Here is a 26,162-nt window from a genome sequence, read left to right on the forward strand (position 1 = left end):
TTTGGAAACGGATAACGTGATGAGCGTAGCCAACGGCGAAATCTCCCGGGAAATCGGCGACATCAACCTCGCCTACATGCTGCTGGCGCAGAAGCTGGTCAAGCAGGACCGCGTGGCGGCGATGTTTCGGCTTGGCGTGAGCAGCGAACTGGCCGACATGCTGGCCGGCATGTCGCTGGCGCAGATCGTCAAGCTGGCGGCGTCGAACTTCCTGCTGTGCAGTTTTCGGCTGGACGAGCACGCCTCGATGTCGGCGGTGGTTGGCGAAGGTAAGGACACGATGCTGCAACAAGCGCACATGTCGATCCTGATGTCGGCGCGAAGCCTGCAGACCCGAAAAGCTGCGGTGGCCGCATGACGCGCAAGAGCGTGCTCGGCGAGGTGCGGGAAGTGCAGCTCGCGATCCAGCTGATCCAGCTGGGCGCGCGCCTGCAGTTCCTGGAGTCGGAGGTGGGCCTGAGCCGCGAGCGGCTGATCCGGCTCTACAAGGAAATCAAGGGGGTTTCACCGCCCAAGGGATTGCTCCCCTTTTCAACCGATTGGTATATGACATGGCTGGCGAATATCCATTCGTCAATGTTTTACAACATGTATCAATTCATGAAAATTCATTCGGACGAAGAAAAAGTCTGGATATTGATTAAAAGTTACAAGCTTTATTTGCAGCAAATTGCGGCGCAGGACAGCGAGCCAATTCTGGATTTCACGCGCGCCTACACGATGGTGCGCTTTTTCGACAGCGACATGCTGCAGCTGAGCACCTGCTGCCGCTGCTCGGGCCAGTTCGTCGCGCATGCGCACGATCACAAGAGCGGCTACGTGTGCGTGCTCTGTCGGCCGCCGTCGCGCGCGGGCAAGGCGCGCGGCGCCAAGCGCGGCGCTGACGGCGAGGCCGCCGCGCTCGGCATCGAGGGCATGGGTTTTGGCGTGGAGGCGGCGCCGGGCGCCGCGGGGCTCCACTGACACGAACCCTGCCCGCCGGGCAGGGCTTTTGAATCGACGCCTCAAGGGCAATAGGGGAAGCGCGTGCTCCTTTTGGTTGGGTATCTGGTGGTGATTGGCGCCGTCTTCGGCGGCTATGCACTGATGGGCGGGCACTTCGGCGTGCTGTTCCAGCCGGTCGAGCTGCTGATGATCGGCGGCGCCGCGCTGGGCGCCTTCCTGGCCGGCAACAACGGCAAGACGATCAAGGCCACGCTCAAGGAGCTGCCGCTGCTTTTGCGCTCGTCCAAGCACAACCGGCAGCTCTACCTGGACCTGCTCGCGCTGCTCTACGAGCTGCTGGCCAAGGCGCGCAAGGAAGGGATGATGAAGCTGGAGTCCGACGTGGAGGCCCCGGCGCAGAGCGAGATATTCAGCCGCTACCCCGAGATCCTGGCCGATGCCGGCGTGATGGAGTTTCTGTGCGACTACCTGCGCCTGGTCATCAGCGGCAACACCGATGCGTTCGAGATCGAGGCGCTGATGGACCACGAGATCGAGACCATCAAGCACGAGGCCGAGATGCCCGTGCACAGCCTCTCGCGCGTGAGCGATGCGCTGCCCGCGCTGGGCATCGTCGCGGCCGTCATGGGCGTGGTGCATGCGTTGGGCTCGGCCGACCTGCCGCCCGCGGAAATGGGCGCGCTCATCGCGCACGCCATGGTGGGCACCTTCCTTGGCGTGCTGCTGGCCTACGGCTTCGTCTCGCCGCTGGCTTCGCTGATCGACCAGAAGGTGTCCGAGGGCATGAAGCTGTACCAGTGCACCAAGGTCACGCTGCTGGCCAGCCTCAACGGCTATGCGCCGCAACTGGCGGTGGAGTTCGGCCGCAAGGTGCTGTTCTCGACCGAGCGGCCCAGCTTCACCGAGCTGGACAGCCACGTGCGCGAAGTCAAGGCGCGCTGAGCGGCGCGGCGCATCGTCATGAGCACGGAAAAGCACAGGGTCGTGGTCAGGCGCGTTGCCGCCCATGCGGGCGGCGGGCACGGCGGCGGCTGGAAGATCGCCTATGCCGACTTCATGACCGCCATGATGGCGTTCTTCCTCGTGATGTGGCTCTTGTCCAATGCCTCGCCCAAGCAGCGTGAAGGCATTGCCGAGCATTTCCGCATGCCGCTGAAGGTGGCGATCAGCGGTGGCGAGAAGAGCAGCACCAGCATCAGCGTGGTCCCCGGCGGCGGCATGGACCCGAGCACGCGGATCGACGGCGAGGTGCAGCGCGCCGACGCCGAAGACGACGCCGACGCCGACCGCCTGGCCAGCATGAAGGAGCGGCTGGACAAGCTCATCGAGAACAGCCCGGTGTTCCGGCAGTTCCGCTCGCAGATCCTGATCGACATCACGACCGAGGGGCTGCGCCTGCAGATCGTCGACAACGAGAACCGACCGATGTTCGACCTGGCCAGCGCGCAGCTGGTGCCGCACATGCGGGCCATCCTGCGCGAGATCGGGCCCACGCTCAACGAGCTGCCCAACAAGCTCACGCTGTCGGGACACACCGATGCCTTCGTCTACAGCAACGGCGACCGCTCCTATGGCAACTGGGAGCTGTCGGCCGACCGGGCCAATGCCTCGCGGCGCGAACTGGTGATGGGCGGCATGGCGGAGAACAAGGTGCTGCGCGTGGTCGGCCTGGCCGACAGCATGCACCTGGACCGGAGCCATCCGCGCAACCCGATCAACCGGCGTATCAGCATCATCCTGCTCAACCACCGCACGCAGCAGCAAATCGAGAACGAGAACAGCGGCGGAGGCGGCGCCGGTGCCGGCGCCATCCTGCCGGCAAGGTCGAAGGCTTCGCCGCCGCCGCTTTCCGCACCCACCGACAACCTCAAGGTGACCGTCAAAGGGTCGCCGGCACCCACGCACCCCTAAAGACATTGACGCCGGCACGCATGCACGCCGGTTCGGAGCAACGATGGATCTCAGTCAGTTCACACAGGCATTTTTTGTCGAGGCCGTCGAGCTTCTGGCACAGATGGAGCAGCTGCTTCTCGAGCTGGACGCCGAGGCGCCCGACAGCGAGCAGCTCAACGCCATCTTCCGTGCTGCGCATTCGATCAAGGGCGGCGCGGCCACCTTCGGCTTCGTTGCGCTGACCGACACCACCCATCTTCTGGAAACCCTGCTGGACCGCGCGCGCCACGGCCAGCTGACGCTGAGCCGCTCGATGATCGATTCATTCCTGGAAACGAAGGACGCCTTGCAAGAACAACTGATTGCCTACCAGGCCGAGAACGAGCCCGACCCCGAGCGCGTGGCGCACATCTGCGAGGTGCTGCGCCAGCTGGCGCTGGAGAGCGACGGTGCCCAGGCGGCGCCTGCACCCGCACCTGTGCCCGTGCCCGTTGCCACCGCTGCCGCTGCCGCTGCCGCTGCCGCTGTGCCCGCGCAGGGCGGGGCGCTGCGCATCAAGTTCTCGCGCTTGTCCGACAGCGAATGCGACCTGCTCGCCGACGAACTCGGCAACCTCGGCAAGCTGCTGTCGCGCACGCGCAGCGGCGACCAGTTGACGGTGCTGCTCGACACCAGCTGCGCGCCCGACGACATCGTGGCCGTGTGCTGCTTCGTCATCGACGAGTCGCAGATCGAGATCACGGCCGAGCCTGCTGGCGGCGATGCGACTGGCGCGGCCGTTGCCGCTGCTCCAGCCGCTTCAGCCGCACCGGCGGCGGTCGCGCCGCAGCCCGCTCCGGCACCGGCCGTCGCAGCGCCCAGGACAGCAGCCGCTTCGGCCGCCGCGGCGGGCGCCAAGGACTCGAGCTCGATCCGCGTCGACGTGGAAAAGGTCGACCAGCTCATCAACCTGGTGGGCGAGCTGGTGATCACGCAGTCGATGCTCACGCAGGCAGCCACCATGCTCGACCCGGTGGAATGCGAGCGCTTCCTGAGCGGCCTCGGCCACCTGGAGCGCAACGCGCGCGACCTGCAGGAATCGGTGATGTCGATCCGCATGATGCCGATGGACTATGTCTTCAGCCGCTTCCCCCGCGTGATCCGCGACGTCAGCGCCAAGCTCGGCAAGGAAGTGCGCCTGGACACCTTCGGCAAGGAGACCGAGCTCGACAAGGGCCTGATCGAACGCATCATCGATCCGCTCACGCACCTGGTGCGCAACAGCCTGGACCACGGCATCGAGACGCCGGCCCAGCGCATCGCCAAGGGCAAGGAAGCCGAAGGGCAGCTGCTGCTGTCGGCGCAGCACCATGGCGGCAACATCGTGATCGAGGTCAGCGACGACGGCGCGGGCCTGAACCGCCAGAAGATCCTCGCCAAGGCCATGCAGCAGGGGCTGCCCGTGACCGACACCATGCCCGACGACGAGGTGTGGCAGCTGATCTTCGCGCCCGGCTTCTCCACCGCCGAGCAGGTCACCGACATCTCGGGGCGCGGCGTTGGCATGGACGTGGTCAAGCGCAACATCCAGGAAATGGGCGGGCATGTGGAGATCAGCTCGCGCGAGGGCTGGGGCACCACCACCCGCATCGTGCTGCCGCTCACGCTGGCCATCCTGAACGGCATGTCGGTCAAGGTGGGCAGCGAGGCCTACATCCTGCCGCTGAGCTATGTGATCGAGTCGCTGCAGCCGCGCACCGAGCACCTGCATTCGATCACCAGCGACGGCCATGTGATCAAGGTGCGCGGCGAGTACCTGCCGCTGATCGAGCTGCACGGCGTGTTCGACGTGGCCGGCGCGCAGACCGACCCGACCCAGGGAATATTGGTGATCGTGCAGGCCGGCGAGACGCGCTTCGCGCTGCTGGTGGACGAGCTGCTCGGCCAGCACCAGGTGGTGGTCAAGAACCTGGAGACCAACTACCGCAAGGTGCCGGGCATCTCGGCCGCGACGATCCTGGGCGACGGCAGCGTGGCTTTCATCATCGATGTCGATGCCATGCCGCGCATCCAGCGCGCGCATGTGGAGCGCGCCACCGTGCTGGCCCGCGCGGCGCGCACGGAGCCGGTCGCAGCCTGACAGATACAACCCCACGGAGACGATGCAATGCGTTTTGATTTTTTCCGGCGCGCCACGGCCGAGGAAACGCCCGCGGCCGAAGCGGCCCAAGGCCTGGCGGTGCAGCGCAATGCAGAGGGCTTTGTGGCCTACACCTTGCTGCTCGATGCGCACAAGCGCGTTGCAGGCTACAAGCTCGCCTGGCGCGCGACGGCCAGGCCCGAAGAGGCGCCAGATGCGATCAGCCAGTTCAAGTCGCTCGTGGCCTGCGTGACCGAGCACCTCAACCCGCCGGACACGCCATGGCGGCTGGGGCGCAGCGAACTGTTCTTCGACGTGAACGCCGAGGCGCTGGCGCTGGGCGCGTTGCAATCGCTGCCGCCCGAGTACACCGTGCTCTGCCTGGAGCTCGGCGACCTGGCCAACGAGGAGCTGCGGCCGATCCTGCACTTCCTGCACGAGCAGGGGTTCAGCTTCATGCTGTGCCGCGCCAAGGCGCTGCCGGAAGATCCCGAACTGCTCGGCCTGGTGAGCCATTTCGACGTGGGTGCTGGCGATCCCCTGCTGGTTGCGGCCGCGCGCGGCAAGGAGCAGCCCGACCACATGCCGATCCAGCCGATCGCCACGCACATGGCCTCGTGGAAAGACTTCGAGGCCTGTGCCGCACGCCGCATCGACGTGTTCGCCGATGCGAGCTGCGGCCTGCCGCCGCCTGCGGCGAGCACCGGCAGCCACGCGCTGCAGCCCGAATCGGTGCTGATCATGCGGCTCTTGCAGATGATCCAGCGCAACGAGGACCTGCGCGAGATCGAGGCCGCGCTCAAGCGCGATGCCGCGCTCACCTACCGGCTGCTGCGCCACATGAATTCGCCGGCCGTGGGCGCAGGCGTCGAGATCCATTCGCTGCACCACGCGGTGACGATGCTCGGCTATTCGCCGCTGTTCCGCTGGCTCTCGCTGCTGCTGGCCACCAGCAACCCCATGGGCAGCCCGCCCTTCATGATGAAGAAGGCCATCATGCGCGGCCGCTTCGTCGAGCTGATGGGCGAGATCATGCTGCCGCGGGGCGAGTCGGACAACCTGTTCGTGGTCGGCATGTTCTCGCTGATCGACCAGCTGCTGGGCATTCCGATGCAGGAGGTGCTGAACAAGGTGCAGCTGTCCGATTCGGTCCAGCAGGCCATCCTCACGCGAGGCGGCGTGTACGGCCCCTTCCTCTCGCTGGCCGAGGCCTGCGAGCTGGACACCGGCGAGGCGGCGCGCCTGGCGGAAGCGCTGCTCCTGAGCGCCGACCAGGTGAATGCCGCGCACCTGTCGGCACTGGCCTGGTCGCAGGACGTGACCCCGGTCGAAGCAGCCTAGCGAGCACGCGCACATGAACTCCGAATTCCTCTTCACCGACGGCGACTTTTCGCGCATTCGCACGCTCATCCACCGGCGCGCCGGCATCGCGCTGGGCGAGCACAAGCGGCAGATGGTGTACAGCCGGCTCTCGCGCCGGTTGCGCGAGCTGGGCCTGCCTGAGTTCTCGGCCTACCTGGCCATGCTGGAAGACAGCCGCGACGGCCAGGAGTGGCAGCTGTTCATCAACTCGCTCACCACCAACCTGACCTCGTTCTTCCGCGAGGCGCATCACTTTCCGGTGCTCGCGGAGCTGGCGCGCAAGTGCACCCAGCCGCCCACCGTCTGGTGCGCGGCCGCATCGACCGGCGAGGAGCCTTATTCGATCGCGATCACGCTGATGGAGGCGCTCGGCGAGCGTGCGAGCGCAGCGCGCGTGATTGCCACCGACATCGACACCGCGGTGCTGGCCCGCGCGTCGGCCGGCGTCTTCACGATGGAGCAGGTCAACCGCATGTCCACCGACCGCCTGCGGCGCTTCTTCAACAAGGGCACCGGCGCGAACGCCGGCAAGGTGCGGGTGCGCCCCGAGGTGGCCGCCATGGTCAAGTTCTCGCGGCTCAACCTGCTCGATTCGTCGTGGCCCGTGAAGGAGCCGGTGGACGCGATCTTCTGCCGCAACGTGATGATCTATTTCGACAAGCCCACGCAGAAGAAGCTGCTCGACCGCTTCATGCCGCTGCTCAAACCGCACGGCCTGCTGTTCGCGGGGCATTCGGAGAACGCCTCACTGGTCAACCAGAGCTTCAAGACGGTCGGGCAGACGGTGTACGCGCTGGGCAAGGCGCGTGCATGAGCGCAGCGCCGGGCCGCCCCAAGCAAGCTCGCACCGGAGTGCGAAGCACGAAGGTACGCCAATGAACACGAATGCGAACACCAATCTTGTCGCGCAGAAGGGCTTCCTGCCCGCGGCCGTGCCGGGTTCGGTGGCCACTCATCACTACTTCGACCGCGACTTCGATTGCGCCGCGGTCAAGCTGCTGCCGGCGGAGTACTACGTGACCGATGCCGGCGTCCTCTTGACCACGGTGCTGGGTTCGTGCGTGGCCGCCTGCATCACCGACGTGGAGGCGGGCGTGGCGGGCATGAACCACTTCATGCTGCCCGACGACGCCGAGGCGGGCTCGCGCGAGCAGGCTGGCGCGATGCGCTACGGCGCCCATGCGATGGACGTGCTGATCGCCGAGCTGCTGCGCGCAGGCGCGCGCCGCGAGCGGCTCAGGGCCAAGGTCTTTGGCGGCGCGGCGGTGCTGGCGAACATGACCATGCTCAACATCGGCGGGCGCAATGCCGACTTTGTCCTGCGCTACCTCGAGAAGCAGCGCATCGCCGTCGCCGCGCAGGACCTGCGCGGCCTGCATGCGCGCCGCGTGTGCCTGTTGCCGGAGAGCGGCAAGGCGGTGGTGCGCAAGCTGCGCGCGCCGGTCGACATCCAGGCGGTCCAGCGCGACGAGGGCGAGCTGCTGCGCAAATGGTCCGCCGCATATGGCAAGGGAAGCTGGATCGCATGAAAAAAATCAAGGTACTTTGCGTCGACGACTCGGCGCTGATCCGCAGCGTGATGACCGAGATCATCAACAGCCAGTCCGACATGACGGTGGTCGGCACCGCGGCCGATCCGCTGCAGGCGCGCGACCTCATCAAGGTGACGAACCCCGACGTGCTCACGCTCGACGTCGAGATGCCGCGCATGGACGGCCTCGAATTCCTCGAGAAGCTCATGCGCCTGCGGCCGATGCCGGTGGTCATGGTGTCCTCGCTGACCGAGCGCGGTTCGGAGATTGCGCTGCGCGCGCTGGAACTGGGCGCGATCGATTTCGTGACCAAGCCGCGGCTCGGCGTGCGCGACGGCCTGCTGCAGTACACCGAGCTGATCGCCGGCAAGATCCGCACGGCCGCCGCGGCGCGGCTGCTGCCGGGCCGGCACGGCGCCTCGGCCAAAGGTGCGGGTGAAAACCCGCAGGAGCCGCTGCTGCGCAGCCCGCTCCTGAGCACCGAAAAACTCATCATCATCGGCGCTTCCACCGGCGGAACCGAGGCCATCCGCGAGGTGCTGCTGCCGCTGCCGCCCGATGCGCCGGCGGTGCTGATCGCGCAGCACATGCCGGCCGGCTTCACGCGCTCGTTCGCGCAGCGCCTGAACGGCCTGTGCCGCATCACCGTGAAGGAAGCCGAGCATGGCGAACGCGTGCTGCCGGGCTACGCCTACATCGCGCCCGGTGGCTTTCACCTGTCGCTCGGGCGAAGCGGCGCCAACTACGTGGCGCAGCTCGACCAGGAGCCGCCCGTGAACCGCCACCGCCCCTCGATCGACGTGCTGTTCGATTCGGCCGCCAGGCACGCCGGCAAGAACGCGATTGGAATGATTCTCACGGGCATGGGCCGGGACGGCGCCGAAGGCCTGCTGCGCATGAAGCAGGCCGGCGCCTACACCTTCGCGCAGGACGAGGCCAGCTGCGTGGTCTTCGGCATGCCGCGCGAGGCCATCGCCTTGGGCGCCGCCGATGAAGTGGCGCCGCTGGGAGAGATGGGGCGCCGCGTGCTGGCCCATCTGCGCACTTTCGGCGAACGCACGAACCGGGTTTGAAAAACGAACTGTTGGAGTTGAAGAATCGTGATTGACAAGAGCATCAAAATTTTGGTCGTGGACGACTTCCCGACCATGCGGCGCATCGTGCGCAACCTGCTGAAGGAACTCGAGTTCCTCAACGTCGACGAAGCCGAGGACGGCGCGGCCGGCATCGAGAAGCTGCGCGGCGGCAACTTCGGCTTCGTGGTGTCGGACTGGAACATGCCCAACATGGACGGCCTCACCATGCTGCAGACCATCCGCGCCGACCCGGAGCTCGCCAAGCTGCCGGTGCTGATGGTGACGGCCGAAGCCAAGAAGGAGAACATCATCGCGGCCGCGCAGGCCGGCGCCAACGGCTACGTGGTCAAGCCCTTCACGGCGGCCACGCTCGAGGAAAAGATCACCAAGATCTTCGAGAAACTCCAGAAAGAGGCGGCCTGACATGACACACGCTGCGCTCGAACCCGCGGAGCACGGGAACACGGCCGAAGAGTTGCTCGGGCGCATCGGGCAGCTGACCCGGCAATTGCGCGAAGGCCTGCGCGAGCTGGGGCTGGACAAGCAGGTTGCCAAGGCCGCGCAAGCCATTCCCGACGCGCGCGACCGCCTGGGCTACATCGCCTCCATGACCGAGCGGGCGGCGCACCGCGCGCTCAACGCCATCGACCTGGCGCAGCCGCTGCAGGAAGACCTTGCAAGCAACGCCAAGGGCTTGAGCCGGCGCTGGGACGAATGGTTTGCGAACCCGGTCGAGCTGGACCATGCGCGCCAGCTCGTGATGGACACGCGCGGCTACCTGCAGGATGTGCCGCAGAAGGCCGGCGCCATCAACACGCAGCTGATCGAGATCCTGATGGCGCAGGACTTCCAGGACCTCACGGGCCAGGTCATCAAGAAGATGATGGAAGTGGTCAACGACGTCGAGACGCAGCTGCTGCAGGTGCTGATCGACAACTCGCACCTCGACAAGCACGCCGAGAAGCGCCACGAAACTGAGGCGAGCAGCCTGCAGAACGGCCCGCAGGTGGTTCCGGGCAACCCGGAGGCCGTGACGGGCCAGGCGCAGGTGGACGACCTGCTGGAGAGCCTCGGGTTCTGAGGCTGCGCGGGTCCGCCGGCTTACCATCGGTGCATGACTTCCAGCCCCAAGGCAGACCATGAGCAGAGGCTTGCCGCCATGGTGGCTGCGGCTTTCGGTCGAATGGCCTCCAACCCGGGCTCCAAACCGAAGAGAGGAAGGATATGACGCTCAAACGCATGGACAACGTCCTCATCGTTGTCGACGACCTTGAAGCGACCAAGGCGTTCTTCATCGAACTGGGCCTCAAGCTCGAGGGCGAAACGACGGTGGAAGGGCCTTTGGTCGGACAGCTGATCGGGCTCGAGGATGTCCGCGCCACCCTGGCGATGATGCGGACGCCCGATGGACAGGGAATCGAGCTGGACAAGTTCCACACGCCCGGCGCGATCAGGTTTGGTCCCGTGGACCAGCCGGTGAACACGCTGGGCATCCGCCGCATCATGTTCGCCGTCGATGACATCGACGCGATCGTCGCGCGCATGCGCGCCCACGGGGCCGAGATCATTGGCGAGATGCAGTACGAGGAAACCTACCGCCTCGCCTACATCCGCGGGCCCGAGGGCATCATCGTCGGCCTGGCCGAGCAGCTCGGCGGAGGCGAGCCCGGCGCATAGGCCAAAATGAAGCCTGGCGTTTTCACATGAGGAGAACGAAATGGTCCAGCCGTCGATCGAGATCCGCAGTGCCACGTCCGATGAGATTCCGCGCGCCGTCGCAGCGATCGTGGCTGCATTCCTCACGGACCCGCCTGCACGATTTGCGTGGCCTTCGCCGCACGACTATCTCCTGGCCATGCCCGTGGCCACTGGCGAGTTCGCAGGCAGCAGTTTCCAGCATGGCACGGCCTATGTGTCCGTGGACTTCTGCGGCGCCGCACTCTGGCTGCCTCCGGGCGTGGAGCCGAACGGCCAGGCGCTCGAAAAGGTGTTCCGTGACACGGCAAAGCCTGAACACATGGACGATCTGCTGGCCACCTTCGAGAAGATGGAACAGTCGCATCCTCGAGAAGCTCATTGGTACTTGCCCCAGATCGGTGTCGAGCCGAATGCGCAGGGCAAGGGCATCGGGGCGGCGTTGATGCGGCATGCTCTCGCCCGTTGCGACCAGGAAGAATCACTGGCGTATCTCGAGGCTTCGAAGCCACAGAACATCCCGTTCTACCAGCGCCATGGCTTCGAGGTGATCGGCGAGATCCAGGTGGGCTCGGCACCGCTCGTCACACCCATGCTCCGCAAGCCGCGCCGACCATGACTGCCGCCCCGCGGCGACGCCATCGGCAAACTTCCTAGAGCGAATCCTTCAACTTCGCCCGCAGCCGGCTGATCGCCTGGCTGTGCAGCTGGCACACGCGCGACTGCGTCACTTCCAGAATCGCGCCGATCTCGCGCAGGTTCAGCTCTTCCTCGTAGTACAGGTTCAGCAGCAGCTGGTCGCGCTCGGGCAGCGCGGCAATCGCATCGACGAGCTCATGGCGGAAGCCCGCTTCGAGCAGCTGCGCGAGCGGATCGTCGCCGCCCAGCCGGCCGTCGTTGTGCGCCTGGCGCTCGAGCCAGGGGTTTTCGGATTCGCCGTCCTGTGCGAAGTCTTCCACGTAGAGCAGCTGGCAGCCCTGGATGTCCTGCAGCAGCGACTGGTAGTCGTCCAGTTCCATCTTCAGTTCCCTGGCGATCTCTCCTTCGCTGGCGGAGCGGCCGAGCCGGTGCTCCAGTGCCTGGATGGCCTGTTCCACCTTGCGCGCCGACTGGCGCAGGCCGCGCGAGCCCCAGTCGCTCGCGCGCAGCTCGTCGAGCATGGCGCCGCGGATGCGCTGGCTGGCGAAGGTCTCGAACTGCGCGCCGCGGTTGTCCTGGTAGCGCGTGGACGCGTCGAGCAGGCCGATCATGCCGGCCTGGATCAGGTCGTCGAGCTCCACGCTGGCGGGCAGCTTGGCCAGCATCTGGAGCGCCATGCGGCGCACCATCGGCTGGTGCTGCTTCAGCAGGTGGGACTTCTCAATGGTTCCCTGCGCGGTGTACACGGCCGTCCCTTTCTTCCTCTTGTGCCACAGCCGACTCAGGCTCCGCTGCCAGTGCCTCGGGCCGCCAGAGCGCGGTCCGGGTGTCCAGCGGCCGCACCGTCGGGCGCCAGGGCCACTGCGCGACGGCGGCGGCGATGACGCGGAAATCCACCGCCGCCGGGCTGGCCGGGAAGGCCTCCACCACGGTGCGGGCGAGGCGCCTGGCATCGGCCAGGTGCGGATCGGCGCGGACCCAGCCGGCCGGCTGTATGGAAACCGCCAGGTAGCGGCTGCCGGTGTCGACCAGGTTGGCCATGGTCTGTCGCGCGGCCTCGGGGTCGGCCACGCCATTGACCAGCAGGCGAAGCTGCCTGAGCGCGTGCGCATAGTGCAGCCGCTTGATGCCCGAATAGGTGGCGGTGATGGAAGCCGGGTGGGGCTGCAGCACCACCACCAGCTCGTCCGCCAGCCGCGCGAGCGGCGACAGGTTGCCGACGGCGTCGAGCGCCGCGTCGACCAGGATCATGCTGCCGTCCCACAGCAGGCGCGGGTCGGTGTGGTCGGGCTGGCCGCCGAGCGGCGCCGGCAGCACATGCACGCCGCACTCGGTGCGCGCGGCGGCGCCCTCGCAGGTCAGCCGCTGCGATGCGACGTCGGCCAGCGTCCCGAGCGGATCGGCGGCCCATGCGGCACACGCCGTATCCGGCCCCGGCCTGTGCTCGTCGAGCAGCAGCACGTCCTTGCCCATGTGGGCCAGCGCGGCGCCCAGGTTCATGGCCGCCGTGGTGGCGCCCGGGCGGTTGCCCATGCTTGCGATCGCGATGATGCGCGCCGACGACTGCGCAAGCAGCCGCCGCAGCCCATCGGCTTGATCCGACACCAGCTTGCTCACGTGTCCAGCGCCTCCAGCAGGAAGAACAGCTTGCCCACGCCGGCATACAGCACGTTGCCCGACACGGGGCGGCCGGGCCGCGCGGGCCGGCCGGTCAGCTGCGACAGCAGCGCGCGGGTGCGGCCGGCCCAGTCGCCGCCGGCCTGCTGCAGGCGCCAGACGGTGGTGGTCACCTGGCCTGCGATGAGCAGGCGCTTCATCATGTGCGGATCGCCCGCCTCGCCGAGGCCGCCCAGCACCGAGAGGCCCTGGCGCAGCAGGCGCAGGCAGGGCTCGGCCTCGGCGGCCCAGCCTTGCCATTGCGCGAGCTGCTGCGGCCCGATGTCGCGGCCGATGTTGGTGAGCGCATAGCTCTGCGCCAGCACCTTGTGGCTTCGCGCATCGGTCAGGCGCGTGGCAACGCAGCGCAGGCCGGGCAGGCCGCCGTCGGTGCGCAGCGTGACACGGGCCTCGGCCACCGATTGCAGCGCGGCCCGGCCCTTGAAGACCACGGCGCGCGCTTCGCCGAAATCGAAGTCCAGGCCGGTCAGCGTGGCGTATTCGCCGGTGCGCGGATCGGTCACGGCCGTGGAGCCCGGTGCGCGCGCCATCCATTGCTGGCGCTGCACCTGCCACTGCAGCATGAGCTCGGCCGCGGGCAGCCGCGGCAGCATGTGCACCACGGCCTTGCCGAAGTCCTGCTGGCGCAGCCACTGCACCTGCCGCACGCCGGGCTTGCGCGTGGCGTCGGTGGCGTTGCGGGTCGCGGCGGTGGAGAGCCACTGGTTGGGCGCAGCGAGCGGCAGCCCGCCACGGTCGGACAGCAGCAGGCTGCCCTGGCACTGGTAGGCGTCGCCGCCTTCGTCGGACTTGAGCCCGACCTGGCCGCTGAGCGCCAGCACGTGGGTGTCGCAGCTTGCGCCGACCTCGCTCGCGGCATGCGCCATGAGCGCCTGCAGCACCGCCTTGTGGCCGACGTCCTCGTCGGCGGACATCCGCCAGAGCGCGCGCGCCTGCTCGAAGCCGAGCGGCGCGGCCGCCAGCGCCGACGCCGCGGCGGCCACTTCCTGCGCGTCGTGCGCCATGGCGCGGATCAGCTGCCGGTACTGCAGCCGCTGGCGTTCGGCCTCCGCGTGGGCCGCGGAGGCTTCGGCATTCGCCGATCCGTCCTGCAGGTCGCCTTCGCCGGGCACGAACAGCGCGCTGCGGCTGTTGGCCTGGAACGCGCTGTCCACCAGCTGCGCGCGGTCGGCGCGCATCAGGTTCTCGGGCACCTTCTGGCCGCTCGAGACGTAGTGCACCGGCAGGCGGTGGCGGATCACGGTGTCGATCAGCGCACCGGGGTGCGTGGCCTCGTCGACCTTGGTGAAGATGCAGCCCGCGAGATCGCTGCCGCTGCCATGGCGGTAGGCGTGCACCACCTCGTTGAGCGTGTCGCCGTGGCTCGTGGCGTTGAGCAGCAGCAGCCGCTTCACGGGCCGCTGGCTGTTGCAGAGCATGGCGATCTGGTCGGACACCGCGCGGTCGCGCTGGCTCATGCCCACGGTGTCGATCAGCACCATGTGCTTGCCCTGCAGGTCCTGCAGCACCAGGTGCAGGTCGGCCGCGTCCTTCACGGCGTAGACCGGCACGTTGAGGATCTGGCCGTAGATGCGCAGCTGCTCGTAGGCGCCGATGCGGTAGCTGTCGGTGGTGACGAGCGCGAGCTTGTCGGCGCCGAAGCGCATCACGCAGCGCGCTGCGAGTTTGGCCGTGGTGGTGGTCTTGCCGACGCCGGTGGGGCCCATCAGCGCATAGACGCCGCCCTGCGCGAGCAGTGCGTCCTCGTCCTCATGCACCGGCAGCGTGCGGATGAGTTCGGAGCGCACGAAGGCCATGCCTTGGGCATAGCTCTGGCCCGTGGGCAGGTGCTCCAGCATGGCCTTGGAGAGGCGGGCGCTGAAGCCGGCGCCAAGCAGCGTGCGCAACAGGCGCCCGCGCATCGGGTCGCGCCGCTGCTTCTCGTTCCAGGCCACGCCGGCCAGCTGCTCCTCGATCATGCAGCGCATCGAATGGAGTTCGCCGAGCACGCTGTCCGCGGCCAGGGGGGCGGGGACAGAGGCGGGTGCTGCGATGGGTGCGATGGCAGGCACAGGAGCGGCCATGGCTGCCGGCAATGGCTGGGGTGCCGGCGGCGCGGCAGCGGCGCTCGCACGCACGCCTTCCACGTCCTCCTGCACCATGGCCACGATCTCCACGCCTTCGGCGGTCACACGGTTGGTCAGCACGATGGCTTCGTCGCCGAGCGCCTGGCGCGCCAGGCGCAGCGCTTCCCGGCTGGTGGGCGCGACGAACTTGCGCGCGCTGGTGCGGACGTCTGTCGGGATGTTCAAACTCTTCCTCCGATGGTGGCGGTGATCTTGATGTTGCGGGTGTCAGGAATCTCTGCATGCGAGAGAACCTTGAGCTGGCGGAAGCTGCGGCGCAGGAAGCGCGAGAGCAGCACGCGCAGCGAATGCTGGACGACCAGCACCGGCGCCAGGCCCAGCTGTTCCTGGCGCGCGATGGCCGCGCGGGTCTGCTGCATCAGGCTGTTGGCAAGGCCCGGCTCGATCCCGTTGTTGTTGGTGAGCGCCTGCTGCAGCACGCTGTCGAGCGCGCCGTCCAGGCCGATTACCTGCAGTTCGGAATCGCCCGGGAACAGCTGCTGCGTGATCGCACGGCCGAGCGCCAGGCGCGTGAGCGAGGTGAGCTCGGCCGCGTCCTTGACGGTGGGCGCGTGCTCGGCCATCACGTCGAGGATGGTGCGCATGTCGCGGATCGGCACCTCTTCGTCGAGCAGGTTCTGCAGCACCTTGTGCAGCGTGCTCAGCGAGATGATCTTGGGCACCAGATCCTCGGTGAGCTTGGGCGCGGTCTTGCCGATCTGGTCGAGCAGCTGCTGCACTTCCTGGCGGCCGAGCAGCTCCGCGGCATGGGTCTGGATCAGGTGGTTCAGGTGCGTGGCCATCACCGTGCAGGCATCGACCACCGTGTAGCCGAGCACCTGCGCTTCCTGGCGCAGGCTGGCGTCGATCCACACCGCGGGCAGGTGGAAGGCGGGGTCCTGCGTCGGCGTGCCGGGCAGCGTGCCGCTCACCTGGCCGGGGTTGATGGCCATCCACTGGTTGGGGAACGCCTCGCCGCGGCCGATCTCCACGCCCTTCAGGCTGATCACGTAGGTGTTGGGCGGGATCTCCAGGTTGTCGCGGATGTGGACCACGGGCGCCAGGAAACCGATCTCCTGGGCCACCTTCTTGCGGATGCTCTTGATGCGGCCCAGCAGCTCGCCGTTCTGGGTCTGGTCCACCAGCGGGATCAGCCGGTAGCCGACTTCCATGCCGAGCGGGTCGACCAGCGCCACGTCGTCCCATGTCGCTTCGGCCGCTTCGGCCACCGGCATGGCCGCGGCCTGGGCTGCGGCGGCCTGTTCGGCAGTGGCCAGCGGCGCGCGCTTGAGCACGCGCCGGCCCAGCCATGCGAGACCACCCGCGATCAGCAGGAAGGCCAGGTTCGGCATGCCCGGGATCAATCCCATCAGACCCACCAGGCCCGCGGTGAGGAACAGCACCTGCGGGTTGGAGAACAGCTGACCGGTCAGCTGCCGGCCCACGTCCTCGTCGGTGGTCACGCGCGAGACGATGACGCCGGCCGCGGTCGAGATCACCAGCGCGGGAATCTGGGCCACGAGGCCGTCGCCGATGGCCAGCAGCGTGTAGGTCGTGCCCGCGGTGCTGAAGTCCAGCCCGTGCTGGACCATGCCCACCACCAGGCCGCCGATGATGTTGATCACCATGATCAGCAGGCCGGCAATCGCGTCGCCGCGCACAAACTTGCTGGCGCCGTCCATCGAGCCGTAGAAGTCGGCTTCCTGCGCAACTTCCTGGCGGCGCTTGCGCGCCACGTCCTCGCCGATCAGGCCGGCGTTCAGGTCGGCGTCGATCGCCATCTGCTTGCCCGGCATGGCGTCGAGCATGAAGCGCGCGCCGACCTCGGCAATGCGCCCCGCGCCCTTGGTGATCACCATGAAGTTGATCAGCACCAGGATGATGAACACCATCACGCCCACGGCAAAGTTGCCGCCCACCAGGAAGTGGCCGAAAGCCTCGATCACCTTGCCCGCCGCGTCCGGCCCGGTGTGGCCGTGCATCAGCACCACGCGCGTGGAGGCCACGTTGAGCGACAGGCGCAGCAGCGTGGAGAACAGCAGCACGGCCGGGAAGGCGGCAAAGTCCAGCGCCTTCATGGTGTACATGCTCACCAGCAGCACCATCACCGACATCGCGATGTTGAAGGTGAACAGCAGGTCCAGCAGGAAGGGCGGCAGCGGCAGCACCATCATGCTCAGGATCAGCACGATCAGGATGGGGCCGGCAAGGCCCTTCCACTGGGTGCCGGAGAACAGCTGCGCCTGCAGGCGCGTGAGAGTGGCCATGGCGTTCATGCGGCGGCGGTCTTCGGCGAGTATTCGAGCGATTCGGGAATCGGCAGGTCGACCGGCGTGCGCGGCGCTTCGCCGCCTTCGCTGTGCCAGCGCTTGAGCTGGTAGACCCAGGCCAGCACCTCGGCCACCGCGGTGTAGAGGCCGGCCGGGATCTCGTCGCCGAGCCGGGTGTGCTTGAAGAGCGCGCGCGTGAGCGGCGGCGCTTCCAGGATCGCCACCTTGTTCTCCCGCGCGATCTCGCGGATGCGCGCGGCCACCAGGTCGCTGCCCTTGGCCACCACGCGCGGTGCGCGCATGTCGTTGTCCACATACTTGAGCGCCACTGCGAAGTGCGTGGGGTTGGTCACCACGATGTCGGCCTTCGGCACCTCGGACATCATCCGCCGGCGCGCCACCTGCTGCTGCTGGCGGCGGATCTGCGCCTTGACGTGCGGATCGCCCTCGCTCTCCTTGTGCTCCTGGCGCAGGTCTTCGCGCGACATGCGCAGCTTGCGGTGGTAGCTCCACAGCTGGTAGGGAACGTCGACCAGTGCCACCAGGAACAGCGCGGAGGCGATCAGCGCGCAGTTGTGCGCCACCAGCACGATCATCTGCGGCAGCGCGGCGCGCTCCGATTGCGCCATCAGCGCGGAGACCTCGTCCACGTTGCCCATGATCACCAGCCAGGCCACGCCGCCGATCAGCAGCGACTTGGCCAGCGCCTTGAACAGCTCCGACAGCGCTTGCGCCGAAAACATGCGGCCCACGCCGGCGACGGGATCGAGCTTGCTGAACTTGGGTGCCAGGGCCTTGGCCGAGAGCAGCCAGCCGCCGAGCATCAGCGGCGCCGCCACGGCCGCCACCAGCATCATGCCGAACAGCGGCGCGAGCGCGAGCAGCGCCTGCTGGCCCATGAGCCCGGCGCGCGCCAGCATGTGGGAAGAGTCGAACGCCGTGGCGCGGTCGAAGTGCAGGCCCTGGGCCAGCGCGCCGCGCAGGGTGGCGCCGAGCGAATCCGCCGTGAGCCACAGGCCGGCAACGGCGGTGCCCAGCAGCACGAAGGTCGCCAATTCGCGCGACCGCGCCACGTCCCCTTCCTCGCGGGCCTTTTCGAGGCGCTGCGGTGAGGCGGGTTCGGTTTTTTCGAGGTCGCTTTCTTCAGCCATTGATGCTCCGGGCGAGCGTTGGCGACAGCACGCCTGCTCATGGCTGATTGTTGGTTTGGGAGCCTCCGGACAATTGATCGATCAGCGCGGGCATTCGCCCGCTGCTTGGACGATCGGTGCGGCGCCTAGGCGGCGGGAGTGGCGCCGTCCGCGGCACCCGGTGCGGGCGCGGACGCAGGCGTGGGTGCAGGCGGCGCCGCATACGGCATCAGCGGCAGCTGCTCCGCGTCCAGGCGCTCGAGGATGGTGAACAGCAGGTCGCTGCGCACGTTGCCCGCCAGGCGCGGGCTCGGCACATAGGCGATGGCCTGGAAGATCAGCAGGCCGCCCTCGATGCCTTCGAGCGTGAGCGAAGGCGCCGGCGTTTCCAGCACGCTCTCGTGGGCGCGGCAGGCGTCCAGGATGAGCTCGCGCACGCGCTGCGCGTTGGTGGTCAGCGGCATCGGCAGGCGGATCAGCACCCGGCCCTCCGCGTTGGCCAGCGTCATGTTGCGCACGGTCTTCGTGATGAACTCGGAGTTCGGCACGATCAGCGTCGAACGGTCTCCGAGCTGGATCTCCGTGGCGCGCACGTTGATGCGCCGCACGTCGCCCTCGGTGGTGCCCAGCACCACCCAGTCGCCCACCTTCACCGGCTGCTCGGCCAAGAGGATGAGGCCCGAGATGAAGTTCTGCACGATGGCCTGCAGGCCGAAGCCGATGCCCACCGACAGCGCGCTGGCCACCCACGCGATGCGCTCGATGCCGATGCCCAGCGCCGACAGCGAGAACGCGACCACCAGGATGCCGCCGACGTAGCCCAGCAGCGTGGTGATCGAGCTCTGCATGCCCGGCTCGAACTGCGTGCTGGGCAGGTAGCTGCGCGCGAGCCAGCGCTTGAACACCCTGAGCACGATGAAGCCGATCACCGCCACCGCGATGGCGCTCAGGATGGCGCCCGGCACCAGCTGGAACTCGCCCACCTTCACGCCGGTGCCGAATTTGCCGCTGCGCTGGAACACTTCGCTGGGACCGGTGCCCAGCGGCGCCGCGAGCGCGATCAGCATGTAGAAGAACAGCGCCACCCGGCTCAGGCCCGAGAGCACGGTGGCCGCCTGGTCGAGCGTCTGCGGCGCCATTCCGAAGCTCTTCTGCAGGCGCTGGCCGAAAGTGCTGCGCGATGACACGCCGGCCATGAAGACGTCGTCGGCAAACTTGAACAGCACGTAGAAGGCGGCCGCGACGATGCCGCTCCAGGTGAGCTGCGAGGCCAGGAAGCTCGCAAGCGCCACGTAGCCCACCCCCACCAACACCCAGATGGCCACCATCAGCACGCCGATGCAGGCCACCAGCAGGCCCACCCACATCGGCCGCTCGGGCGGATCGGCGTCCGGCGTATCGGCGCGCATTGGCCGCAGCCGATGGAGCACCGCGCCAACGAGCGCAGTGAGCACCAGCGCGGTGAGCACGTGCGTGGCAACCACGGCCGCAAAGCTCGCTTCCACCAGCGCGTTGATCTCCACCGGCGCCCAGGCCAGCGCCGCCACCGCCGCAACCAGCCAAGGCAGCGGCGCCAGGCGGGTGGCCATGGCGTCGGGTATCGGCGGCAGCCGCCACGACGGGCGCCGCGTGGCCAGCAGCCCGCGGCCCAGCCCGATGACGAAGGCCATGAACACCAGCGCCTGCGCCATCGAGCGCATCGCCTTGCGCGCCTGCGGCTCCCAGGTGGCGTATTCCTCGAGCACCCACACGAAGCCGTGCGCCGCTACGGCCACCAGCAGCACATGGCTCGCGACGATGGCAATCACCAGCAGCGAACGCCGCAGCCGGCCCGCCGGCAGCAGCCGCGCGGCGATCCGCGTCAGCAGATGCTCGGCCACCCAGTTGCCGAGCACCGCGAGCAGCACCGCCAAGATCAGCGCCCAGAGCACCGCCATGCGGGGGCCTTGCTGCATGGCCTGCGAGAACCCGGCGCGCAGGTCGGAGGCCATGGCCTGCAGGCGCGCCAGGTCGCTCGGCCAGGCCTCCTGCAGATCGCGCCAGAACTCGCCGGTGAGCGGCGAGGGCGCGCGCTCGGTGATCTGCGCCTCGAAAAGCGCGCGGCGCTGGGTCACCAGTTCGGCAGCACGCTGCCGCACGTCGATGGTCAGGAGCCGCGCGAGCCGGATGTCGGCGTCCAGCGCATTGCGCTCCTTCGTGAGGCGGGCGCGCTGGCGCGTGATGTCGGGGTCTTCGGTGGCGCCCGCGGCCGGCGGATTGCCGAGCTCGCCGAGGCGGGCGTTCAGGTCGGCCAGTTCGCCGGTGCGCGCGGCAACGAACTTGTCGGCCTGCGTGCCGATGTCGTTGATCTGCGCCAGCAGCTGGCGCGTGTCCTCGGTGGCGTCGGCGGAGGCGGTGATCTTCGTGAGCTGCTCGCGCAGCTCGGCCACCGTGGGTTCGGGCGCCGGGGCCGCGGCAGCGGCGGTGATGCCGCCGGCGCCGCTGGTGCCCGGCTGTGCCGTTGCGGCGCCGCACATCAGCAGCAGCAGGGCGGCCAGGCAAAAGGCAATCGGGCGGGGGATCGAAAACATGGCTGCCATCATAGAAGGCGCCATTTCCGGCCCGCGGCGCGGGGCGCGGGGCGTGACAGCGTGTGTCTGTCGGGCCGCGCCGGCGGAGAGAGGTCAGCCGGCCGGGCTGAACAGGTCGACCCGGTCGGTGATGATGCCGTCGGTGCCCAGCTCGACGAGCCGCTGCGCGGCCCATTCGTCATTCACGGTGTAGCTCAGTGCGCGCATGCCCGCGCCCTGCACCTGCGCCACCGTGGCGGCGTCCCAGAGCGCGTGGTTGCAAACCACCGCGGCGCAGTCCAGGCCGGCGGCCGTGGCCAGCCAGCCGTCCCGCAGCGTGTCGAGCAGCAGCCCGCGCGGCAGTTCGGGCTGCACCGCCCTGGCTCCTGCGAGCGATTCGGCCTGGAACGAGGTGAGCAGCGGCGGTATGGGGGCGCCCTGCCACAGGCGGGCCGCGAGCCGCGCCACCGCTTCGCCGGTTTCGCGCTCGGTGCCCGGCGTGGGCTTGATCTCGATGTTGAGCAGGTGGCCGTTGGCCAGGCAGAAGCGCGCGAGGTTCTCCAGCGTGGCGAGCGGCTCACCCGCGAAGGCGCGCGAATGCCAGCCGCCGGCGTCGAGCTGCGACAACGCGCTCCAGGGCTGCGCACCGCCGGTGCCGTGGCCGTTGGTGGTGCGATCGAGCGTGGTGTCGTGCATCAGAAAGGCCACGCCGTCGGCACTGAGCTTCGCATCGCACTCGAACATGCGGTAGCCGTGCGCCGCGCCAAGGCGGAACGCCGCCAGCGTGTTCTCGGGTGCCAGCCTGCCGGCGCCGCGGTGCGCGATCCAGCGCGGATAGGGCCAGGGCCTCAGTGCCGGCATCGTCAGTCGGCCCGTTTGCCGGAGCCGGCGTCGAACCAGTGCAGCTTGTCCTCGCGCGCCGCGATCCGCACGGTGTCGCCCGCGACCGGCGGATGGTCGCTTTCGTCGGTGCGCATGATGATCTGCTCGTCGCCGATGCGGCCGTACACCAGCCGCTCGGCGCCCAGCAGCTCGACCGATTCGACCTGCACGGACCAGCCGCTCTCGTCCAGCGTCAGGTGCTCGGGGCGGATGCCCAGGATCTGGCCGGGCCGCACGCCGGGCGCGTGCTGCAGCAGGTTCATCGGCGGCGAGCCGATGAAGCTGGCAACGAAGGTGGTGGCGGGCCGGTTGTAGACCTCTTCAGGCGTCGCGAACTGGTCCATCACGCCGGCGTTCATCACGATGATGCGCTGCGCCAGCGTCATGGCCTCGACCTGGTCGTGCGTGACGAACAGCGAGGTGATGCCGAGCTCGCGGTGCAGCTTCTGGATCTCGATGCGGGTCTGCGCGCGCAGCTTGGCGTCCAGGTTGGACAGCGGCTCGTCGAACAGGAACACCTGTGGCTGGCGCACGATGGCGCGGCCCATGGCCACGCGCTGGCGCTGGCCGCCCGAGAGCTCGCGCGGCTTGCGCTCGAGCAGGTGGCCCAGTTCGAGGATCTTGGCCGCCTTGTCGACGCGCACCTTGATCTCGGGCACCGGCACCTTGGCGATCTTCAGGCCGTAGGCCATGTTCTTGAACACGCTCATGTGCGGATAGAGCGCGTAGTTCTGGAACACCATGGCGATGTCGCGCTCGGAGGGTTCGAGCTGATTCACCACGCGTCCGCCAATGGAGATTTCGCCGGCCGAGATTTCCTCGAGGCCGGCCACCATGCGCAGCAGGGTGGACTTGCCGCAGCCCGAAGGGCCGACGATCACGATGAATTCATGGTCGGCGATCTCGGCGCTCACGCCGTGGATGACCTGGTTGGCTTTCGGCCCGTGGCCGTAGCGCTTGATGACGTTGCGTAGGGAGAGAGCTGCCATTTGTTATTTCTCGGTATCCACAAGGCCCTTGACGAACCACTTCTGCATCAGCACCACCACCAGCGCGGGCGGCAGCATGGCGAGTATGGCGGTGGCCATCACCACGTTCCATTCGTTCTGGCTGTCGCCGCCGGCAATCATTCGCTTGATGCCGACCACCACGGGGTACATGTCTTCGCCGGTGGTGGCGAGCAGCGGCCAGAGGTACTGGTTCCAGCCGTAGATGAACTGGATCACGAACAGCGCCGCGATCGAGGTCTTCGACAGCGGCAGGAGCACGTCGAAGAAGAAGCGCATGGGGCTTGCGCCATCCATGCGCGAGGCCTCGGTGAGCTCGTCGGGCACCGTCAGGAAGAACTGGCGGAACAGGAAGGTGGCGGTGGCCGACGCGATCAGCGGCACCGTGAGGCCCGCGTAGGTGTTCAGCATGTTGAGGTCGGACAGCACCTTGTAGGTAGGCAGGATGCGCACCTCCACCGGCAGCATCAGCGTCACGAAGATGGCCCAGAAGCAGATCTTCTTGAACGGGAACCGGAAGTAGACGATGGCAAAGGCCGACAGCAGCGAGATGGAGATCTTGCCGATGGAGATCACCAGCGCCGTCACCAGGCTCACCCACATCATGTGGGCCACGGGCGCGTTGGAGCCGCTGCTGGTTTCGCGCCCGAAGAGCGCGCCCTTGTAGCTGTCCAGCATGTTGGTGCCGGGCAGGAGCGGCATCGGGGCCTGCACGATCTCCTGCGCCGTGTGCGTGGACGCCACGAAAGCCAGGTAGAGCGGGAAGGCGACGATGAACACGCCCAGGATCATCACCACATGGGCCAGGATGCCGTGGGTGCCGCGTTTCTCAACCATGGAACGCCTCCGCGAGATTCTTGTTTTGCTTCATCAGTACTGGACCTTCTTTTCCACGTAGCGGAACTGGATCACGGTGAGCGCCACCACGATCACCATCAGCACCACCGACTGCGCCGCCGAGCCGCCGAGGTCCATGGCCTTGAAGCCGTCGTAATACACCTTGTAGACCAGGATGGCCGTGTCCTTGCCCGGCCCGCCCTGGGTGGCCGCGTCGACGATCGCGAAGGTGTCGAAGAAGGCATAGACCACGTTGATCACCAGCAGGAAGAAGGTGGTGGGCGAGAGCAGCGGAAACTGCACGGTCCAGAACCGGCGCCATGGGCGCGCGCCGTCGATGGCCGCAGCCTCTATGAGTGACTTGGGAATCGACTGCAGGCCAGCCAGGAAGAACAGGAAGTTGTACGAAATCTGCTTCCACACCGAGGCCATCACGATCAGCGTCATGGCGTGGCCGGAGTCCAGCAGGTGGTTCCAGTCGATGCCGATCTTGCCGAGCGCATAGGCCACCACGCCCAGCGACGGCGAGAACATGAACACCCAGAGCACGGCCGCCACGGCGGGCGCCACCGCGTAGGGCAGGATCAGCATGGTCTTGTAGAAGGTGCCGCCGCGCGTGATGCGGTCGGCAAACACCGCGAGCCCGAGCGACAGCGTGATGCCGATGCCCGCCACCAGCACCGAGAACAGCGCGGTGGTCTTGAACGACTCCACATAGCTCGGATCGCTGAATATCTGGCGGAAGTTGTCGAGCCCGACAAATTCCACCGACGTGCCGAAGGCGTCCTGCTGCTGCAGCGACTGCAGCAGCGCCTGCGCCGCCGGCCAGAAGAAAAACACGAGGATCACCGCCATTTGCGGCGTCAGCAGCAGCCAGGGCAACCAGCCCGAGCGAAAGAAAACGCGTTTTTCCATGAACCCTCTGCATAAAAAATCCCGCCTGGCCCGCTCTTGCGCACGAGCGAGCGGGGGGCGGGCGATATTAGCCGGACCCGCGGGTCCGGCGGTCAATCGTTAGCTTTTGTTGGCTTTCTGGAAGCGTTCCAGCTGCTCGTTGCCGCGCTGCACGATCGAGTCGAGGGCTTCCTTGGCGGTCTTCTTGCCGCTCCAGACCTGTTCGAGCTCTTCGTCCTCGATGGCGCGGATCTGCACGTAGTTGCCCAGCCGGATGCCGCGGCTCTTGTCGGTGACCTTGCGCACCATCTGCGTCACGGCCACGTCGGTGCCGGGGTTCTGCTTGTAGAAGCCCGAGTCTTCGGTGAGCTTGTAGGAGGCCATGGTCACGGGCAGGTAGCCCGTGCGCTTGTGGCTGGCCGACTGCACTTCAGGCGTCGAGATGAAACTGAAGAACTTGGCCACGCCCTTGTACTCGGCCGGCTTCTTGCCCGACATCACCCAGAGGCTGGCGCCGCCGATCACGGTGTTCTGCGGTGCGCCGGGCACGTCCGGGTAGTAGGGCAGGGGAGAAACTGCATAGGCGAACTTGGCGTTCTTGGCCACGTTGCCGTAGAAGCCGGACGAGGTGTTGATCATCGCGCACTCGCCCGACACGAACGAGGCTTCCGGCACATTGCCGCGGCCCTTGTAGATGAAGAGGCCCTGCTTGGCCATGTTGGCCAGGTTCTCGATGTGGCGCACGTGCAGCGGCGAATTGATCTTCATGCGCGCATCGAGACCGGCCAGGCCGTTGCTCTTGGTCGCGAATTCGACGTTGTGCCAGGCCGAGAAGCTCTCCAGCTGCGTCCAGCCCTGCCAGGCGGTGGTGAACGGGCACTTGTGGCCGCTCGCCTTGAGCTTGGCCGCGGCGGCCGTCACTTCGGGCCAGGTCGCGGGGAGCTTGGCGGTGTCGAGGCCGGCGGCCTTGAAGGCGTCCTTGTTGACATAGAACACCGTCGTCGAGCTGTTCAGCGGGAAGCTCAGCATCTGGCCGCTGGGCGCGGTGTAGTAGCCGGCCACGGCGGGAATGTAGGCGGCAGGATCGAACTTCTCGCCTGCGTCCTTCATGACCTGGCCCACTGGCACGATGGCGCCCTTGCTGGCCATCATGGTGGCGGTGCCCACTTCGAACACCTGCAGGATGTGCGGTGCGTTGCCGGCGCGGAAAGCCGCAATGGAGGCCGTCATCGATTCGTCGTACGTGCCCTTGTAGGTCGGCACGACCTTGTATTCCTTCTGGCTCTCGTTGAACTGCTTGGCCAGGTCGTTGACCCACTCGTTGTTGACGGCGGTCATGGAGTGCCACCACTGGATCTCGGTCTGGGCATGTGCCACATTGAACAGCGTGGTGGCGGCCAGCGCCGATGCCAGCGCGAGCGTCTTGAATCGCATGAAGACTCCTGATGGGAAAATGAAAGCGCGGATGCTAGGCCACGTGGATGACACGGCCGCGTCACATTTGCGCACGGACTGTTGTTAACTTCCAATCGGGAAAACCCCTTTGGCGC

At 67.5% G+C, this 26,162-nt stretch carries 24 protein-coding genes; 13 read left to right on the forward strand and 11 right to left on the reverse strand.

Annotated features, from left to right (window positions below; translation table 11 throughout):
- Positions 1-19: 19 nt before the first annotated feature.
- The 13 genes from flhD to L1081_RS00170 all read left to right on the forward strand — a co-directional run bounded on the left by flhD (position 20) and on the right by L1081_RS00170 (position 11,241).
- Complete coding sequence (flhD, locus tag L1081_RS00110) at positions 20-358, forward strand: flagellar transcriptional regulator FlhD (protein WP_186454215.1); 339 nt, start codon at positions 20-22, stop codon at positions 356-358.
- A complete protein-coding gene (flhC, locus tag L1081_RS00115) occupies positions 355-963 on the forward strand; it encodes a flagellar transcriptional regulator FlhC (RefSeq protein WP_489414637.1) in 609 nt (202 codons plus the stop codon). The genes flhD and flhC overlap by 4 nt, the downstream gene beginning before the upstream one ends.
- A 63-nt stretch (positions 964-1,026) precedes the next feature.
- The gene (gene motA, locus L1081_RS00120) at positions 1,027-1,887 is read left to right on the forward strand and encodes a flagellar motor stator protein MotA (protein WP_124956724.1); all 861 of its coding nucleotides are present in this window, start codon (positions 1,027-1,029) and stop codon (positions 1,885-1,887) included.
- Positions 1,888-1,905: 18 nt separating this feature from the next.
- Positions 1,906-2,856 carry a flagellar motor protein MotB gene (gene motB, locus L1081_RS00125; protein WP_489414638.1) on the forward strand — a complete coding sequence of 317 codons (951 nt, stop codon included), beginning with the start codon at positions 1,906-1,908 and terminating at the stop codon, positions 2,854-2,856.
- Between the two features lie 43 nt (positions 2,857-2,899).
- Complete coding sequence (cheA, locus tag L1081_RS00130) at positions 2,900-4,957, forward strand: chemotaxis protein CheA (RefSeq protein ID WP_489414639.1); 2,058 nt, start codon at positions 2,900-2,902, stop codon at positions 4,955-4,957.
- 27 nt (positions 4,958-4,984) lie between these two features.
- Entirely contained in the window at positions 4,985-6,298 is a 1,314-nt protein-coding gene (locus tag L1081_RS00135) for an HDOD domain-containing protein (protein WP_489414640.1), read from the forward strand.
- A gap of 13 nt (positions 6,299-6,311) precedes the next feature.
- Positions 6,312-7,133, forward strand: a complete 822-nt coding sequence (locus L1081_RS00140; protein WP_489414641.1) for a CheR family methyltransferase — start codon at positions 6,312-6,314, stop codon at positions 7,131-7,133.
- Between the two features lie 61 nt (positions 7,134-7,194).
- The gene (gene cheD / locus L1081_RS00145) at positions 7,195-7,848 is read left to right on the forward strand and encodes a chemoreceptor glutamine deamidase CheD (RefSeq protein WP_489414642.1); all 654 of its coding nucleotides are present in this window, start codon (positions 7,195-7,197) and stop codon (positions 7,846-7,848) included.
- Positions 7,845-8,924 (forward strand): chemotaxis-specific protein-glutamate methyltransferase CheB, encoded by a 1,080-nt coding sequence (gene cheB / locus L1081_RS00150; protein ID WP_489414643.1) that lies wholly within the window; start codon positions 7,845-7,847, stop codon positions 8,922-8,924. The genes cheD and cheB overlap by 4 nt, the downstream gene beginning before the upstream one ends.
- 30 nt (positions 8,925-8,954) lie before the next feature.
- On the forward strand, positions 8,955-9,350 hold the full coding sequence (cheY, locus tag L1081_RS00155) for a chemotaxis response regulator CheY (RefSeq protein ID WP_026284205.1): 396 nt from the start codon (positions 8,955-8,957) through the stop codon (positions 9,348-9,350).
- Position 9,351: 1 nt separating this feature from the next.
- Positions 9,352-10,008 carry a protein phosphatase CheZ gene (gene cheZ / locus L1081_RS00160; RefSeq protein WP_489414644.1) on the forward strand — a complete coding sequence of 219 codons (657 nt, stop codon included), beginning with the start codon at positions 9,352-9,354 and terminating at the stop codon, positions 10,006-10,008.
- Positions 10,009-10,151: 143 nt separating this feature from the next.
- Complete coding sequence (locus L1081_RS00165; RefSeq protein WP_489414645.1) at positions 10,152-10,604, forward strand: VOC family protein; 453 nt, start codon at positions 10,152-10,154, stop codon at positions 10,602-10,604.
- A gap of 40 nt (positions 10,605-10,644) precedes the next feature.
- A complete protein-coding gene (locus L1081_RS00170; protein WP_489414646.1) occupies positions 10,645-11,241 on the forward strand; it encodes a GNAT family N-acetyltransferase in 597 nt (198 codons plus the stop codon).
- Between the two features lie 34 nt (positions 11,242-11,275).
- On the opposite strand, the gene L1081_RS00175 is transcribed toward L1081_RS00170, so the two are convergent.
- The 11 genes from L1081_RS00175 to ugpB form a co-directional block, all read right to left on the reverse strand.
- Positions 11,276-12,007 (reverse strand): RNA polymerase sigma factor FliA, encoded by a 732-nt coding sequence (locus tag L1081_RS00175; protein WP_489414647.1) that lies wholly within the window; start codon positions 12,005-12,007, stop codon positions 11,276-11,278.
- Positions 11,982-12,878 carry a MinD/ParA family ATP-binding protein gene (locus tag L1081_RS00180; protein ID WP_489414648.1) on the reverse strand — a complete coding sequence of 299 codons (897 nt, stop codon included), beginning with the start codon at positions 12,876-12,878 and terminating at the stop codon, positions 11,982-11,984. The genes L1081_RS00175 and L1081_RS00180 overlap by 26 nt, the downstream gene beginning before the upstream one ends.
- The gene (gene flhF, locus L1081_RS00185) at positions 12,875-15,229 is read right to left on the reverse strand and encodes a flagellar biosynthesis GTPase FlhF (RefSeq protein WP_489414649.1); all 2,355 of its coding nucleotides are present in this window, start codon (positions 15,227-15,229) and stop codon (positions 12,875-12,877) included. The genes L1081_RS00180 and flhF overlap by 4 nt, the downstream gene beginning before the upstream one ends.
- Entirely contained in the window at positions 15,226-17,319 is a 2,094-nt protein-coding gene (gene flhA / locus L1081_RS00190) for a flagellar biosynthesis protein FlhA (RefSeq protein WP_489414650.1), read from the reverse strand. Before flhA ends, flhF begins: the two co-directional genes overlap by 4 nt.
- Entirely contained in the window at positions 17,316-18,464 is a 1,149-nt protein-coding gene (gene flhB / locus L1081_RS00195) for a flagellar biosynthesis protein FlhB (protein WP_489414651.1), read from the reverse strand. The genes flhA and flhB overlap by 4 nt, the downstream gene beginning before the upstream one ends.
- 125 nt (positions 18,465-18,589) lie before the next feature.
- Positions 18,590-21,025 carry a DUF3772 domain-containing protein gene (locus tag L1081_RS00200; protein ID WP_489414652.1) on the reverse strand — a complete coding sequence of 812 codons (2,436 nt, stop codon included), beginning with the start codon at positions 21,023-21,025 and terminating at the stop codon, positions 18,590-18,592.
- 81 nt (positions 21,026-21,106) lie between these two features.
- Complete coding sequence (ugpQ, locus tag L1081_RS00205; protein WP_489414653.1) at positions 21,107-21,853, reverse strand: glycerophosphodiester phosphodiesterase; 747 nt, start codon at positions 21,851-21,853, stop codon at positions 21,107-21,109.
- 2 nt (positions 21,854-21,855) lie between these two features.
- The gene (locus tag L1081_RS00210; protein WP_489414654.1) at positions 21,856-22,863 is read right to left on the reverse strand and encodes a sn-glycerol-3-phosphate ABC transporter ATP-binding protein UgpC; all 1,008 of its coding nucleotides are present in this window, start codon (positions 22,861-22,863) and stop codon (positions 21,856-21,858) included.
- 3 nt (positions 22,864-22,866) lie between these two features.
- Complete coding sequence (gene ugpE / locus L1081_RS00215) at positions 22,867-23,718, reverse strand: sn-glycerol-3-phosphate ABC transporter permease UgpE (protein WP_015866910.1); 852 nt, start codon at positions 23,716-23,718, stop codon at positions 22,867-22,869.
- Positions 23,719-23,751: 33 nt separating this feature from the next.
- Positions 23,752-24,633 (reverse strand): sn-glycerol-3-phosphate ABC transporter permease UgpA, encoded by an 882-nt coding sequence (gene ugpA / locus L1081_RS00220; protein ID WP_015866909.1) that lies wholly within the window; start codon positions 24,631-24,633, stop codon positions 23,752-23,754.
- A gap of 99 nt (positions 24,634-24,732) precedes the next feature.
- On the reverse strand, positions 24,733-26,046 hold the full coding sequence (gene ugpB, locus L1081_RS00225) for a sn-glycerol-3-phosphate ABC transporter substrate-binding protein UgpB (RefSeq protein ID WP_489414655.1): 1,314 nt from the start codon (positions 26,044-26,046) through the stop codon (positions 24,733-24,735).
- Between the last annotated feature and the right edge of the window lie 116 nt (positions 26,047-26,162).

This window comes from Variovorax sp. MSC1_012 (assembly GCF_023667525.1).
Lineage (GTDB): Bacteria > Pseudomonadota > Gammaproteobacteria > Burkholderiales > Burkholderiaceae_C > Variovorax > Variovorax beijingensis_B.